We start from the raw sequence: 13,547 nt of genomic DNA, 5'->3' as shown, positions 1-13,547 counted from the left end.
GCGGTGGGCCTGCAGCGCGAGCCTCGGCAGCAGCGCCACCCCGGCACCGTCGGCCACAAGTGCTTGCACCACAACCATGTCATCGCTGTGCGACGCGATCCGCGGCATGAAGCCGAAGCTCCGGCACACCGCGTCCAGCTCCTCCTGACACCGCTCGCACCCGCCGATCCAGGCAGAGCCCGAGTGGTCGGCGACGCTGTCGTCAGGGCGGGAGCTGATGAGGTGCAGAGGATCATCCCCGATGTGCACGAACCGGAACCCCTCGTCGACCGGCACGCCGGCGAACCGGAACACCAGCGCGACGTCGATCTCCCCGTGCCGCAGCATCTGCAACGCCTCGACGGGGTGCTCTTCGAACAGGGACAGCTCCAGGCCCGGATGCTCCTGAGCCGGCACTCCTGCCGCCCGCGGCACCATCGTGGCCAGCGCGGAGGCATTGGCAGCCAGCCGAACCCGCCCCGCCTGCAGCCCGACCTGCGCCGCCAGCTCGTCGGTCGCCGCGTCGACACGTCCCACGACCTCGGCGGTTTCAGCCAAGAGAAGCACTCGGACGGGTGAACGATGTCCCAATCCACGCCTGGCCGCGTCTAGTAGATGTCCCGAAAACATGGTCATCTTCGCCGCGCCAGAAGGAAGGGGGCGGGCAGGCAGCGACTGCAGGCTGCAGCCCCACATCGACGATGACGGAACCCGTACCACCAAGGATGCCAAGCCACATAAACGATGTCGACGCAGGCCCCGCAGGTTTGCCAATGGACGTCACACCGCGACGAGGTCCACGCTGGTCCCATGCCCAAGGTGACGTGCGACCTGACGATTTCCCTCGACGGCTACTCCGCCGGCCTCAACCAGTCCGAGGACCGCCCGTTCGGCGACGACGGCGGCGACGGCTGGGGCAGCAGGCTCCACGCCTGGTTCGAAGACCCCGACGAGCGGCAGCTGCAGATGGACAAGCTGGCCCAGACCAAGGCGTTCATCATGGGCCGCAACATGTTCGGCCCCGTGCGCGGCGAGTGGGATCGCCAGTGGAACGGCTGGTGGGGCGACAACCCGCCGTATCACGCACCGGTCTTCGTGCTCACCCACCACCCGCGCGAACCGCAGCCGATGGAGGGCGGCACCACGTTCCACTTCGTCACCGATGGCATCGAAGCCGCGTTCAAGCTCGCGCGCGAAGCGGCTGGCGACGGCAACATCTCCATCCACGGCGGCGCCACGACCATCAACCAGTACCTCAAGGCAGGCCTGATCGACGAGCTGCGGCTGCGCATCGTGCCCATCACGCTCGGCGCCGGCACGCGGTTGTTCGAGGGCGTACCGGCGCTCGATCTCGAGCAGGTGGAGTCGCGGACGGGCAACGGGTTCACGCACCTGACCTACCGCGTGAACCGGTGAGCCCTACTTCTTGCCCTTGGGCTCCTCAGTGGACAGTGCGGCGACGAAGGCCTCCTGCGGCACCTCCACACGCCCCACCATCTTCATGCGCTTCTTGCCTTCCTTCTGCTTCTCCAGCAGCTTGCGCTTACGGGTGATGTCACCGCCGTAGCACTTGGCCAGAACGTCCTTGCGGATCGCGCGGATCGTCTCGCGCGCGATCACGCGGGAACCGATCGCGGCCTGGATCGGCACCTCGAACTGCTGCCTCGGGATCAGCTCGCGCAGCTTGGTCGCCATGCGCGTGCCGTAGCCGTACGCGTGGTCCTTGTGCACGATCGCGGAGAACGCGTCGACCGCCTCGCCCTGCAGCAGGATGTCGACCTTGACCAGCTCCGCCTCGGCCTCGCCGGACTCTTCGTAGTCCAGCGACGCGTAGCCGCGCGTGCGGGACTTCAGCGAGTCGAAGAAGTCGAAGATGATCTCGCCGAGGGGCATCGTGTAGCGCAGTTCGACGCGGTCCTCGGACAGGTAGTCCATGCCGCCCAGCATGCCGCGCTTGGACTGGCAGAGCTCCATGATCGCGCCGATGTAGTCGGACGGCGCGATGATCGTGCACCTGGTGACGGGCTCGTACACCTCGGCGCGCTTGCCCTCCGGCCAGTCGGACGGGTTCGTCACGACGTGCTCGGTGCCGTCTTCCATGATCACGCGGTAGACGACGTTCGGGGCCGTGGAGATGAGGTCGAGGCCGAACTCGCGCTCCAGGCGGTCGCGGGTGATCTCCAGGTGCAGCAGACCGAGGAAGCCGCAGCGGAAACCGAAGCCCAGTGCGGCCGACGTCTCCGGCTCGAACGTCAGAGCCGCGTCGTTGAGCTGCAGCTTCTCCAGCGCCTCACGGAGCTCGGGGTAGTCGGAGCCGTCGACCGGGTAGAGGCCCGAGTAGACCATCGGGCGCGGCTCGCGGTAGCCGGCCAGCGGCTGGGTGGCGCCCTTCTTCTCGGAAGTGACCGTGTCGCCGACCTTCGACTGGCGCACGTCCTTCACGCCGGTGATCAGGTAGCCCACCTCGCCGACGCCGAGGCCGCGCGACGGCTTCGGCTCAGGCGAGATGATGCCGACCTCGAGGATCTCGTGGGTGGCACCGGTCGACATCATCTTGATGCGCTCGCGCGGCGTGATCTTGCCGTCGACCACCCTGATGTACGTCACGACGCCGCGGTAGGTGTCGTAGACCGAGTCGAAGATCATGGCGCGGGCCGGGGCGTCCGCCTCGCCGACCGGGGCCGGGACCTTCTTCACGACCTCGTTCAGCAGCTCGCCGACGCCGACACCGGTCTTCGCGGAGACGCGCAGCACGTCCTCCGGCTCACAGCCGGTGATGTGCGCGATCTCCTTCGCGTACTTGTCCGGGTCCGCGGCGGGCAGGTCGATCTTGTTCAGCACCGGGATGATGGTGAGGTCGTTCTCCATCGCCAGGTACAGGTTGGCGAGCGTCTGCGCCTCGATGCCCTGCGCGGCGTCGACCAGCAGCACGGCGCCCTCACAGGCCTCCAGAGCGCGGGACACCTCGTAGGTGAAGTCGACGTGGCCAGGCGTGTCGATCATGTGCAGGACGTGGTCCTGCCCGTCGACCTGCCACGGAAGGCGCACGTTCTGCGCCTTGATGGTGATACCGCGCTCCCGCTCGATATCCATGCGGTCGAGGTACTGAGCGCGCATCGCCCGCGCCTCGACGACGCCGGTGATCTGCAGCATCCGGTCGGCCAGGGTCGACTTGCCGTGGTCGATGTGCGCGATGATGCAGAAGTTCCGGATGAGCTCCGGCGACGTGAACGTCGTGTCGGCGAACGTGGTCAAGGTAGTCCTCAGCACGAAATCGGACGGGTGTCCCCTTATGGTCCCATAGCGGCCGGTGTGCCCTGCACCACTGGCCGGTCGAGACCCCGCGACCAGGTCCGCCCGGAGCCCTCGCCCGGAGCCCGGCTTCGTTAGCCCGACCGGCCACAAATCACTCCGTTGGCTCAACAAATTGAGAATTGACATGGGCCGACCGGGGCTTTCGGCTCTGTGCGCGTAATGCGCTCCCGCCATAAAATTCACCGATGCCGCGCGAAAACGTTCTGGTTGAAGAAGTCAGCGAGTTGACGGCCACAGCGGCCGCGGAAACGCGATATCGCGCCGTGGTGTTCGCCGACGGCAGCAGTGCCCGGCTGGACCTCGAGGATTCCCGGGCGACGGGCTGGCTGGCCGCGCTGGAGGAGATGCGCGCGGCAGGGCTGACCGCCTACGTGGAGGTGGATCCCCGCACGGGAGCGATCGTCGAGCTGCTGTGCCCGCTGCCGGTCGTGGTCGGTGACCTGCGGGAAAGCGACGACGGAGTCGACGTCGAGCTGGTCGTCTCGCAGGCGCGGCATCGGCTGTCGCGCGGCAACCCGGACTTCGGCGAGTTGCTGGCCGCGCTGCGCCGGGCGTACGAGAGCCAGGAGCCGGTGCTCGTCACGGAAACCCTCGACGAGCACGAGATCATCGACGTCCGGCCAGACCCAAAAGTGCGCGCGGAAAGCGTGGAGGCCGGTGAGAGCGAAGTTCTCGGCACACCGGTGACGCTCGCCAAGGCGAACGAGATGTTCACCCTCGTCAACAATCGCACGGCGTGTTCCGCGAACCCGATCGCACCGGGAATTCCTTTCACGTATCCCGACGACGGGTGCTGGGGGCGCGCTCACGAGATGTGCCGGTTGATGATCGGCGCCGGGGTGCAGCCGGACAAGGTGTGGATCTACGGCGACCTGCGCGTGGTCAGCTTCAACAAGCCGGACTGCAACGTTCGCTGGGGCTGGCACGTGGCGCCGACGCTCACACTCACGACCGGTGAGACGTACGTGGTCGACCCGGCACTTTTCCCGAACCCGGTGCCGCGGGCGACGTGGGCGTCGGTGCAGGGCGACCCCGCCGCGAGCCTGGTGCCGACCGGCGCGGACGTGTTCTACCGGTCATTCGGCGGCGGGCTGACCTTCGACCCGACGTACAGCGAGACGAACTCGGTGCTCGCGCGGTACCGCACACAGCTGCAGCTCAGGGCGGCTGGTACGAGCGGGCCGCCGCCGTACTTCAACTGCCTGACCCGGCCGCCGCGCACGCAGTTCTTCGGGACCATCGCGGGCAACACGAGCCACCGGTGGTTCACCTTCGGCTGGCCGGCGAACTGGCACGTGCTGTGGACGATCATGCCGACGCTGATCTGCCCCGGCACGCCGACGCTCTCGTGGTCGGTCGCGGTCGAACGGGCCGGCGCCACGCAGGCCACCTACTGGATCACCGTGACCAACTCCAGCCCGCACACGGTCCGCTTCGAGGGCCGCTACGACGTTCTCAGCACCTGATCGGGGGCCGCCATGTGGACCGGAACGCAGTTCAGCGCAAGTCTCGCACCCAACACCTCGCACCGGTGGTTCACCTGGGGATGGCCGGTCGGGTGGCACGTCGTCTGGTACGTCATGCCCACGTCCGCGGTGTCCGGCGCACCGCAGCTGGACTGGGACGTCGCGGTCGAGCGGGCGAGCTCGACCCAGTGCACGTACTGGATCACGGTCAAGAACCTGACCGGCGCCACGGTCACCTTCGACAGCCGGTTCGCGGTCCTGTCCTGACCACGTGAGGGGAATCAACGTGCGCATCGTGATCGAGCTCGACGTCACCGAGCTGGATGTCGTGATCAGGGTCAACCGGGAGGGACAGGCGGCGGTGGTCCGGTCCGTCGGACCCGCCGCGATCTCGGCGGGGCCCGCCGTCGCCGCACCCGCCGAACTGGCGGAGGACGGCGGCACGACGGACGCCGGCCCCGCCCCGGAGCGCAACGACGAGTGACGCGTCTAAGGTGCGTCCGTGCTGATCAACGGTGAGGACCCCCGTCCCGCGAAGGGCGCGGTCCGCGAGATCTACGACGCTGCACGGACGACCAAGCTCGACTACTCCCCGCAGATGGACGGCGACGCCGACCCCGGTGAGGTCGTCTGGGCCTGGGTGCCGTTCGAGGAGGACGCCTCCCGCGGCAAGGACCGCCCGCTGCTGGTCGTGGGCCACGCGAACGGCGACCTGATCGCGCTGATGCTCTCCTCGAAGGAGCCGCGCGAGGACTACCTGGAGCTGGGCGCGGGCGCGTGGGACCGCGACGGTCGCCCGTCGTACCTGCGGCTCGACCGCGTGTTCGCGCTCGACTCGGACGACGACATCCGGCGTGAGGGTGCCGTGCTGGCACCCGCCGCCTTCGGTCATGTCGTGGACGTCCTACGCGAACGTCACGGTTGGCGCTGAACGAACGCACGCCACGCGGGTGCGCTGAACATCAGCGTGCCCGCGTCGGCGTTCTTGGAGTCACGAACGAGCACGTCGTGGGTGAACGAGACCTCGACGCAGTTGCCGTCCTCGGTTGCGTCGCTGTAGCTGCTCTTACGCCAAGCGCGGTCCTGCATCATCGAGTTCCTCTCGCGGTCGGCCGACGAGCTCCGCCAGCCTGCTCCGCGATTGTTCCGCATCCAACGAGACCTCTTCCAGATGGTCGAAGAGAAGCCTCGTCCGCGCGATGGCGCCGGGATCTTGCACGAACACCTTCGCGAGATCGGTCTCGCCAAAGGCCACCGGCGCCGCTTTCTCGTATTCCCACAGCACACAACCGGACGAAGGAACCACGACGTCCGCAGGCACGATCCGGATGATGTGCGTGTCGAACAGCAGCCGGGCGTACTGGTCCTCCATGATCCGGTCGCTGCCGACTCGCTGCAGCAGCGCTAGTTCATGGACGTAGAACAAACAAGTCGGCCGATCGTGTCGGCGCAGGATCGTCTGCCGGTCCATGCGGAACTGGACGATCATGGGGATTCGTTCCTCGGCCACGAACCCACCGAGCCGGTACAGAGCGTCGGCGTACTCCGGTGTTTGCACGAGGCCCGGCACTGTCCGCGCGTCGTAGCTGGTGATCGTCTTGGCGGTCGACTCCGCCAGCGCGAGGGTGCGCGTGTTTCCCGGAACCTGCACCACGTACTCGTCGAACGCGTACTTGTACCGCTGGCGGAAGTCCTCGAAGTAGTCGATGTCCTTGCCGCACGCCGTCAGGAACTGCACGAGGTCGATCTCGCTCGCACGAACCTTTCCGTGCTCGATGTTCGACACCTTGCTCGGATCCCAGCCGAGGTTGACGGCCAGCGCGCGGCCGCCCATCCCGGTGCAGGTCTCTCGCAACCGGCGCAGCTCGTCCCCGAGATCCCTGCTGTACGCGGTGGATGTGATCACACTCATTCACCCGACGCTAGGCCTTGTCCGAGGTCCATAGAACAGGCTCATTCGGGTGAAAAAGACCAGCCCTATGCCAGCCGTGTGATGTCCACAGTGACCTCTAGCGCCGTAGCCGCCCCACCGGAGTAGATGCCCTTCAACGGCGCCACATCCGAGTAGTCACGTCCCAGCGCCACCCACACGTGCCGGGGCCCGACCGGGATCGCGTTGGTCGGGTCGAACCCCCACCAGCCACCGGTCCACGCCTCGATCCACGCGTGCGACTCACCGCGAACCGTCTCTCGCAGCGCACCGTCCTTCTTCGAATGCAGATAGCCGGACACATAGCGCGCCGGAATCCCCATACCGCGCAACAAAACCAACGTCAGATGCGCGAAGTCCTGGCAGACGCCCTTGCGCTCCTGCCACGCGTCCACGGCCGAACTGTGCACGCCCGTCGAGCCGGCCTGGTACTTGAGCTGCTCCCACACCCAGTGCGAGGCAGCCAGCACCGCGTCCGACGGCGAGTTGCCCTTCTTCAGCTCCCGCGCCTTCGTCAGCAGCTCACGGTTGCGCGGTGTGTAGCGCGTCGGCTCCAGGAACTCCGTGTACCGGTCGACGAGGCTGTCCGCCTTGACGTCCGCCCACGTGCCAGTGGTGACCGGTTCGATCTCCGCACTCGTCTCGACCACCGACGACGCGACGACCTTCAGCTCCGTGTGCGGCGCATGCAGGTCGAACGACGTGACCTCGGTGCCCCAGTAGTCCGTGTACCGGTACGCACGCGTCGCCGGATTCGTTTCAACACGAGAGACGACGACGTTCTGCCGTCGGTCACCACGCGGAGTCAGCCGCGCCTCGTTGTACGACTGCACAACCGGCGCCTCATACACATAACCAGTCGTGTGCACGACACGTACACGCCAGCTCATGGTCAGCCCACCTCGGTGTTCGTCCAGGCGACCCACGGCGCCACGTGGAAGTACTGCTGCGACACTGCCTCACCGACGTCGCGGACCGTTTTCTGCAGTGCCGCAAGACGTTTCGGCAGGTCGTCCAGCAAATCGTGCGGCCGCAGGAACTCCAGCTCACTGCGCGCCTTGCCCAGCAACCTGAGCGCCTCGGCTCGCGCCCCGACCCGCACCGACGGCTGGTTCTCCAGCTGCTCCAGGCACGACTCGGCCTGCCTCAGCGCGTGGAACACCGACCGCGGAAACAGCCTGTCCAGCAACAAGAACTGCACCACCCGCGACGCGTCCAGCGCCCCACGATAGGTCCTCAGATACGTGTCGTGCGCACCGGCAGATCGCAGCACCGTGACCCATCCAGGAGACGAGGCCCGGTCCCCCACACGCGCCAGCAACAACCGCACGATCATGTCCACACGCTCGACCGACCGCCCCAGCACCAGGAACCGCCAGCCGTCATCGCGCGACATCGTGGAGTCGGCCAGCCCAGCGAACATCGCCGCCCGCTCTTCGACAAAGCTGAAGAACGCGTGCGGCCCCATCGTGCGCGCGTAGGTCTGCCGTTCCGCGACGGCGTTCCACATGCCGTTGAGGCACTCCCACATTTCGGTCGACACGACCTCGCGAGCACCACGCGTGTTCTCCCGCGCACTGTTCACCGAGCTGACGATCGAGCTGGGATTGTCCTTGTTGTAGGCCACCAGTTCGGTCAACGACCACACGTCGAACTGCTCCGCCCCGACCGGCGGCTTGATGCCCAGAACGGTCAGCAGCTGCCGTGACGTGGCGTCCGGGTCGACCGTCGCGTCCTCCAACAGCTGATGAACCGAGACGTCGAGGATGCGCGCCGTGTCGTCCGCCCGTTCGACGTAACGGCCGATCCAGTACAGCGACTCCGCGTTGCGTGCCAGCATTTCGCGCGCCTCCCTACTGCTGCTGTTGTTGCTGTTGCTGGGACGTGGTCAGCTCCGGCCCCTGCTCGGCCGCAGCCGACTCCATTTCGGACGGTCCGGCCAGTCCCGGCTCCGCCAGCTCGCGCTCCACAGTGGACGACTTGGCCGCCAGCACCCACGTGTCCTTGGACCCGCCGCCCTGCGACGAGTTCACGACCAGGCTGCCCTCCGGCAACGCGACGCGGGTGAGGCCGCCGGGCAGGACGAAGATGAAGTTGCCGTCGTTCACCGCGAACGGCCGCAGGTCGACGTGCCGCGGAGCCAGCTTGTCCCCGACCTTCGTGGGCACGGTGCTCAGCTGCACCACGGGCTGCGCGATCCACCCGCGCGGGTTGCTCCTGATCCGCTTCCGCAGCGAGTTCAGCTCCTTGACGCTCGCATCGGGCCCGAACACGATCCCGTACCCGCCCGACCCCTCGACGGGCTTCACCACCAGCTCGTCGAGGTGGTCGAGCACGTGCGCCCGCTCGTCCGTCAACCAACACCGGAACGTGTCGACGTTGGGCAGCAACGGCTTCTCGTTGAGGTAGTACTGCACGATCTCCGGCAGGTACGTGTAGACGAGCTTGTCGTCCGCCACCCCGTTGCCCACCGCGTTGGCCACCACGACGTTGCCAGCCCGCGCCGCGTTCAGCAGCCCCGCGATGCCCAGCACCGAGTCCGGCCGGAAATGCACCGGGTCGAGGAAGTCGTCGTCGATGCGCCGGTAGATGACGTCGACCTGCCGCTCCCCCTCGGTCGTCCTGAGGTACACGAAGTTGTCGCGGCAGAACAGGTCCCGCCCCTCGACCAGCTCCACACCCATCTGCCGTGCCAGCAACGAGTGCTCGAAGTACGCGCTGTTCCCCAGGCCGGGGGTGAGAACGACAACGTTCGGATCCGCCGCGTTAGGCGCTGCAGCGTTCCTGAGCGCTCGCAGCAGGTGAACCGCGTAATCGCCCACCGCGCGCACGCGATGTCGTGCGAACAGATCCGGGAACACCCGCGCCATCGTCCTGCGGTTCTCCATGACGTAGGAGACGCCGGACGGGCACCGCAGATTGTCTTCGAGGACCCGGAACGTGCCCTGCTCGTCCCTGACGAGGTCGACACCCGCGACGTGGATGCGCACCCCGTTGGGCGGGTTGATGCCGGCCGCCTCCCGGTGGAAGTGGTCGCAGCTCGTGATGAGACGCCGCGGCAACACTCCATCCCGGACGATCTGCGCGTCGCCGTAGATGTCCGCGAGGAACATCTCCAGCGCCCGCACCCGCTGCACGATGCCCTTCTCCAGCTTCGACCACTCACCGGCCGTGATGATGCGGGGAATCAGGTCGAGCGGAAACGGCCGCTCCTGGCCGCTGAGACTGAACGTGATGCCCTGGTCGACGAAGGCCCTGCCCAGGGCTTCGCTACGCGCGTTCAGCTCGTTGACCTGCGACGGAGCCACCGACTCGTACAGCGCGCGATAGGCCGATCGCACACCGTTGTCGGTGGAGAACATTTCGTCGTAGGCGCCGGCGTGCGGGCGTTGCGGATCCAGATAGCCGTTGAACAGCTCACCGAGCCTCGGCGTGGTGACCGTGCGGCTGCGGCGCAGTCCTGAGGTGCGGGCTCGGCGTTCCATGGTCCACATCTTCACCCCTGTTACGCCAAAAGCGCACTAGTCCGGGCAGACAGAAACCTCCTGGAAACGAAACTCGGTACCTTCCCAGGCGTGACCTCAGCCGACGGTTCGCAGATGACCATGGAGCGCGTCGTCGACTTCGAGCAGCCGATCACGGAACTCGCAGTGAACGCGGACGTCCGGGAAGACGTCTTGATCAGGGTGACGCTCGGGAGCAACCAGGCCGTGGTGCATGCCAACACCGGACAACGGTACGTGGGCACCAACCGGCTGCACTGGATCGTGGCCGGAGCGAACCGCCTCGCGACCCAGATCATCGGGAACATCGGCGCCGTGGCCGACCACGCCGATGTCGTCCTCCATCAGCGGGACGACAGGCGCGAGCTGCGCAGGTTGAAGGGTCACACCACGCCGGTCACGGCAATGGGCCGCTGCCGCACACTCGAGAAGATGCTGCTCGTGTCGGCGAGCGACGGTGGCACGATCCTGGACACCGGTGAGCAGTTGCGACAGGGTGAAGGAGCGGCGCAAACCTCGGTACTGCTCACCTACACCGGACCGGATGGACGGCCCCGCATCGTGTCCGGCAGCAGGACGGGCAAGCTGCGCATCTGGAACCCGCGGTTGCCGGTTCCACCTCTGACCGGCCTGGTGGCGACCCGCGGGTTCAGCGACCGGGCGGCGCGTGAGGATCTCCTCAACCGCGGCACGCTGGTGCAGGCACTCAAAGACGTTCTGAAGCCGGGCGATGAAGATGCGCCGACCGTGATCACGGTGGAGGGCGCCTGGGGTTCTGGCAAGAGCACGCTGCTGGAGCTCGTCAAGCACAGGCTCGCGACCCCACCTGCCGAGGTCCCTCCTGGTCGCAGGCTCACCGTGTTCGCCGCAGACCGCAGGTTGTGGCGGTCACGGACGAAGCCGCCGAAGGCCGAACCCTCGAAGATCAAGCTGCTGGCCAGACCGCTGGTCGTGTCGTTCAACCCGTGGCGGCACCAGTCGAGCGAGCAGGTGTGGGCAGGGCTCGCGAAGGCCGTGACCGAGGCTGCGGAAGCGGCGATGATGCCGCATCAGAACATCCGTGAGCGATACTGGTTCAGCCGCAATGCCGAGCGCGTGGACCGCCGCCACCTCCAGCGCCGGCTGTGGAGGCGGACCTTCTCGCCGCTGTTGTCACTCGCAGGTCTGGGTTTCGGGCTGTCGGTGCTGAACACCCTGACCAACCTGAAACTCGGCTGGGCCTGGTGGTTGACCGTCGGTCTGGCGGCTACCGGACTGCTGCACACGGGATGGAGATACCTGTTTGCCAGGGCGTCGGCGTTCCTACCGGGCGAGCTCTTCGCCGGGCCGGTCGTCAGCAACGCTTTCGCAGGCACCACAACCGATCCGTTGATTCGCGATCCGTACTACAACGCCCGCGCCGGGTACCTCTACCTCGTCCAGCACGACGTCGAGGCGTTGGTGAAAGACCTCGCCGCGCACGACCACGAACTCATCGTCCTGATCGACGATCTCGACCGATGCACCCCCCGTACGACGGCACAGGTGTTCGAGGCGATCAACGTGTTCTTGTCGGACGACTTCCCCGCCACGAAGTTCGTGCTGGGCCTCGACACGACCGTTGTCGCGGCACACGTCGACAACGCCTACAAGGAACTCGCCGACGCGAGGATCGTGACGCATCCCGACGACCCGAGTCCGGGTTGGACGTTTCTGCGCAAGCTCGTCCAACTACCGGTGCGGCTGCCGCGTACCACCGCGGACGACGTCGACCAGGTGCTGCTGGCGCAGCTCGGACCTGTACACCGCGAACGGCCGGCCGCCGAACTCACCGCCGAGGCTGCCATCACTGGCGACGCCGAAGTGACCAAGGCAGCGACACCGTACGAGGTCGAGCGGGAGATTGTCGCCATCGAGCGGCACCCAGAGGTCCGAGATCACCTGCGGCGCCGGCTGCGGGCCCAGCCTGAGCAGTCAGTGCGAGAAGAGAAGCGGCTGCTGAACTCCTGGCAGTTTTACCTGCGAGTCCTGGAATCCACAGACGTTGAGGAGGCCTGTCACCTGGTCGCCGTCGCCGAAATCGCCACGCGGTGGCCTGCTTACCTCCACCGGCTGCGCGGTGGGTGGCAGGAGCTGGCCGACGCGGTCGACGACGACGTCCAGTGGGGCGCCACGATCGCCAAGCTCGGGTTCGCCTACTCGGATCGCAAGGCCGCGGAAAACCTGCGGGAGCTGCTCCGCGACTGCGATGCGCAAGCGGTTGCGGGGCTGGCGAACAGGCTGTTCTAGGGGCGGACCTTCAGCACGGTGCCGGAGGCGTGGGTGACGAACATGGTCCTCGTGCCCGGCAGGAAACGGGCCGCCGTCGGGTTCTTCAGGCCGTTGAGCAGGACGCAGTGGGCGCCGGTCCACGGGTCGACCTTGATGAGCTCGCCGCTGGTGTAGGCGGTGACGTAGAGCTTGCCGTCCGGACCCACGGCGAGGTCGTCGAGGTTCTTGTCGGGGGCGCCGAGCTCGATGCGGGTCTGGCGGTTGCCGGTGATGCGGACGATGGCGGACTGCGGGTCGATGACGAGGTTGGTGAAGACGGTGTTGCCGACGGTGACGACGCCGTTGGGGTAGGCGAGGTCGATTCGGCGGAACAGTGTGCCTCTGCGGTCGAACTCGTACAGGCCGGTGAACGGGTCGGAGACGTAGAGGTGGCCGCGGGCGTCGAACTCGGCGCCGTTCGCGGAGCTGAGGGTGTCGCCGCCCACCCACACGACGGGCTTCGGCGTCAGGCGGACCACGCCGGACGGCTGGGGGCGGGTTTCGGGGCTGTCGTTGCCGAAGTTGACGTGCAGGACGCCGTCCTTGCCCTTGCGGATGGCGCCGGGTGCGCGGAGGTCGTGTTTCTGCAGGAAGGTGCCGTCGAGGCGGTACTGCTCGATCTGGTTGCCGGTGAGATTGGAGAGCCAGATCGTGTTGCCGTCGAACTCCAGGTTCTCGTACCAGGTGCCGGCGGTGTGGAACGTGGAGACGGTTGGCGCCGGGCAGCGGATCGGTGCGGCCTGAGCTGGGATCGCGGTGGTGGACAGGACGAGGCACAGCAGCGCGAGGATCCTCATCCGTTCGACGCCAGGGACGTGGCTGGACGGACGCACCGGCTTTCCGCCTGTCGGACCGCCGCCGATACGGTCGTTGCACGGTGACCTTGTGCCGGCGATCGCACGTCGACAGAAAGTGAAATAGCCCTGCGGGGAGCGCTTTTGGCACTCAACCCGCAGGGCTAAATTAAGTTCGGCGGCGACCTACTCTCCCACACCGTAACCAGTGCAGTACCATCGGCGCAGAAGGGCTTAACTACCGGGTTCGGAATGGGACCGGGTGTTTCCC

Annotated in this window: 13 protein-coding genes, 1 rRNA gene and 1 pseudogene; 6 read left to right on the top strand and 9 right to left on the bottom strand. The window is 66.9% G+C overall.

Annotation, left to right across the window (positions count from 1 at the left end; genetic code table 11):
* Window positions 1-3: 3 nt before the first annotated feature.
* Window positions 4-417 (bottom strand): annotated as a pseudogene (locus tag C8D87_RS48705) (LysR substrate-binding domain-containing protein); the annotation flags it as partial.
* Window positions 418-789: 372 nt separating this feature from the next.
* Here C8D87_RS48705 and C8D87_RS28760 point away from each other — a divergent pair.
* Complete coding sequence (locus C8D87_RS28760) at window positions 790-1,395, top strand: dihydrofolate reductase family protein (RefSeq protein ID WP_109642903.1); 606 nt, start codon at window positions 790-792, stop codon at window positions 1,393-1,395.
* Window positions 1,396-1,398: 3 nt separating this feature from the next.
* Here C8D87_RS28760 and lepA read toward each other — a convergent pair whose 3' ends face one another.
* The gene (gene lepA, locus C8D87_RS28755; protein ID WP_109642901.1) at window positions 1,399-3,234 is read right to left on the bottom strand and encodes a translation elongation factor 4; all 1,836 of its coding nucleotides are present in this window, start codon (window positions 3,232-3,234) and stop codon (window positions 1,399-1,401) included.
* Window positions 3,235-3,479: 245 nt separating this feature from the next.
* Between lepA and C8D87_RS46225 the strand changes: the two genes are divergently transcribed.
* The 4 genes from C8D87_RS46225 to C8D87_RS28735 are packed head-to-tail and all read left to right on the top strand — an operon-like array spanning window position 3,480 to window position 5,691.
* Complete coding sequence (locus tag C8D87_RS46225) at window positions 3,480-4,760, top strand: protein-glutamine glutaminase family protein (protein ID WP_170166622.1); 1,281 nt, start codon at window positions 3,480-3,482, stop codon at window positions 4,758-4,760.
* A gap of 12 nt (window positions 4,761-4,772) precedes the next feature.
* Entirely contained in the window at window positions 4,773-5,027 is a 255-nt protein-coding gene (locus C8D87_RS28745; RefSeq protein WP_112229083.1) for a hypothetical protein, read from the top strand.
* A 4-nt stretch (window positions 5,028-5,031) separates the two neighbouring features.
* Window positions 5,032-5,244 carry a hypothetical protein gene (locus C8D87_RS28740; RefSeq protein WP_146771896.1) on the top strand — a complete coding sequence of 71 codons (213 nt, stop codon included), beginning with the start codon at window positions 5,032-5,034 and terminating at the stop codon, window positions 5,242-5,244.
* A gap of 18 nt (window positions 5,245-5,262) precedes the next feature.
* Entirely contained in the window at window positions 5,263-5,691 is a 429-nt protein-coding gene (locus C8D87_RS28735; RefSeq protein ID WP_215732520.1) for a type II toxin-antitoxin system PemK/MazF family toxin, read from the top strand.
* Here the strand turns inward: C8D87_RS28735 and C8D87_RS28730 are convergent.
* The 5 genes from C8D87_RS28730 to C8D87_RS28710 all read right to left on the bottom strand — a co-directional run bounded on the left by C8D87_RS28730 (window position 5,676) and on the right by C8D87_RS28710 (window position 10,175).
* Window positions 5,676-5,849, bottom strand: coding sequence for a DUF397 domain-containing protein (locus tag C8D87_RS28730; protein ID WP_325049724.1), 174 nt, complete (start codon window positions 5,847-5,849; stop codon window positions 5,676-5,678). The two genes, C8D87_RS28735 and C8D87_RS28730, sit on opposite strands and share 16 nt — an antisense overlap.
* Window positions 5,827-6,672, bottom strand: coding sequence for a helix-turn-helix domain-containing protein (locus C8D87_RS28725; protein WP_112229080.1), 846 nt, complete (start codon window positions 6,670-6,672; stop codon window positions 5,827-5,829). The genes C8D87_RS28730 and C8D87_RS28725 overlap by 23 nt, the downstream gene beginning before the upstream one ends.
* 65 nt (window positions 6,673-6,737) lie before the next feature.
* Window positions 6,738-7,580, bottom strand: coding sequence for a transglutaminase family protein (locus tag C8D87_RS28720; RefSeq protein WP_109642890.1), 843 nt, complete (start codon window positions 7,578-7,580; stop codon window positions 6,738-6,740).
* A 2-nt stretch (window positions 7,581-7,582) separates the two neighbouring features.
* A complete protein-coding gene (locus C8D87_RS28715) occupies window positions 7,583-8,530 on the bottom strand; it encodes an alpha-E domain-containing protein (RefSeq protein ID WP_109642887.1) in 948 nt (315 codons plus the stop codon).
* A 13-nt stretch (window positions 8,531-8,543) separates the two neighbouring features.
* Window positions 8,544-10,175, bottom strand: coding sequence for a circularly permuted type 2 ATP-grasp protein (locus tag C8D87_RS28710; protein ID WP_233440301.1), 1,632 nt, complete (start codon window positions 10,173-10,175; stop codon window positions 8,544-8,546).
* Window positions 10,176-10,265: 90 nt separating this feature from the next.
* Here C8D87_RS28710 and C8D87_RS28705 point away from each other — a divergent pair, with 90 nt between their 5' ends.
* A complete protein-coding gene (locus C8D87_RS28705) occupies window positions 10,266-12,461 on the top strand; it encodes a P-loop NTPase fold protein (protein WP_112229079.1) in 2,196 nt (731 codons plus the stop codon).
* Here C8D87_RS28705 and C8D87_RS28700 read toward each other — a convergent pair.
* Together C8D87_RS28700 and rrf are read right to left on the bottom strand one after the other, a co-directional pair.
* Window positions 12,458-13,279 (bottom strand): SMP-30/gluconolactonase/LRE family protein, encoded by an 822-nt coding sequence (locus C8D87_RS28700; RefSeq protein ID WP_112229078.1) that lies wholly within the window; start codon window positions 13,277-13,279, stop codon window positions 12,458-12,460. The two genes, C8D87_RS28705 and C8D87_RS28700, sit on opposite strands and share 4 nt — an antisense overlap.
* Window positions 13,280-13,449: 170 nt before the next feature.
* Window positions 13,450-13,547, bottom strand: a 5S ribosomal RNA gene (gene rrf, locus C8D87_RS28695); the annotation flags it as partial.

Origin of the sequence: Lentzea atacamensis (assembly GCF_003269295.1) — a bacterium.
In the GTDB taxonomy this organism is placed as follows: domain Bacteria; phylum Actinomycetota; class Actinomycetes; order Mycobacteriales; family Pseudonocardiaceae; genus Lentzea; species Lentzea atacamensis.
The sequence above is the reverse complement of the archived record's forward strand: the minus strand, read 5'-3'. Positions and strand labels throughout refer to the sequence as shown.

Coding starts and splice junctions, on each gene's coding strand:
- C8D87_RS28760 (WP_109642903.1), top strand. CDS start 790: ATGCCCAAGGTGACGTGCGACCTGACGATTTCCCTCGACGGCTACTCC.
- C8D87_RS46225 (WP_170166622.1), top strand. CDS start 3,480: ATGCCGCGCGAAAACGTTCTGGTTGAAGAAGTCAGCGAGTTGACGGCC.
- C8D87_RS28745 (WP_112229083.1), top strand. CDS start 4,773: ATGTGGACCGGAACGCAGTTCAGCGCAAGTCTCGCACCCAACACCTCG.
- C8D87_RS28730 (WP_325049724.1), bottom strand. CDS start 5,849: ATGCAGGACCGCGCTTGGCGTAAGAGCAGCTACAGCGACGCAACCGAG.
- C8D87_RS28725 (WP_112229080.1), bottom strand. CDS start 6,672: ATGAGTGTGATCACATCCACCGCGTACAGCAGGGATCTCGGGGACGAG.
- C8D87_RS28720 (WP_109642890.1), bottom strand. CDS start 7,580: ATGAGCTGGCGTGTACGTGTCGTGCACACGACTGGTTATGTGTATGAG.
- C8D87_RS28715 (WP_109642887.1), bottom strand. CDS start 8,530: ATGCTGGCACGCAACGCGGAGTCGCTGTACTGGATCGGCCGTTACGTC.
- C8D87_RS28710 (WP_233440301.1), bottom strand. CDS start 10,175: ATGGAACGCCGAGCCCGCACCTCAGGACTGCGCCGCAGCCGCACGGTC.
- C8D87_RS28700 (WP_112229078.1), bottom strand. CDS start 13,279: ATGAGGATCCTCGCGCTGCTGTGCCTCGTCCTGTCCACCACCGCGATC.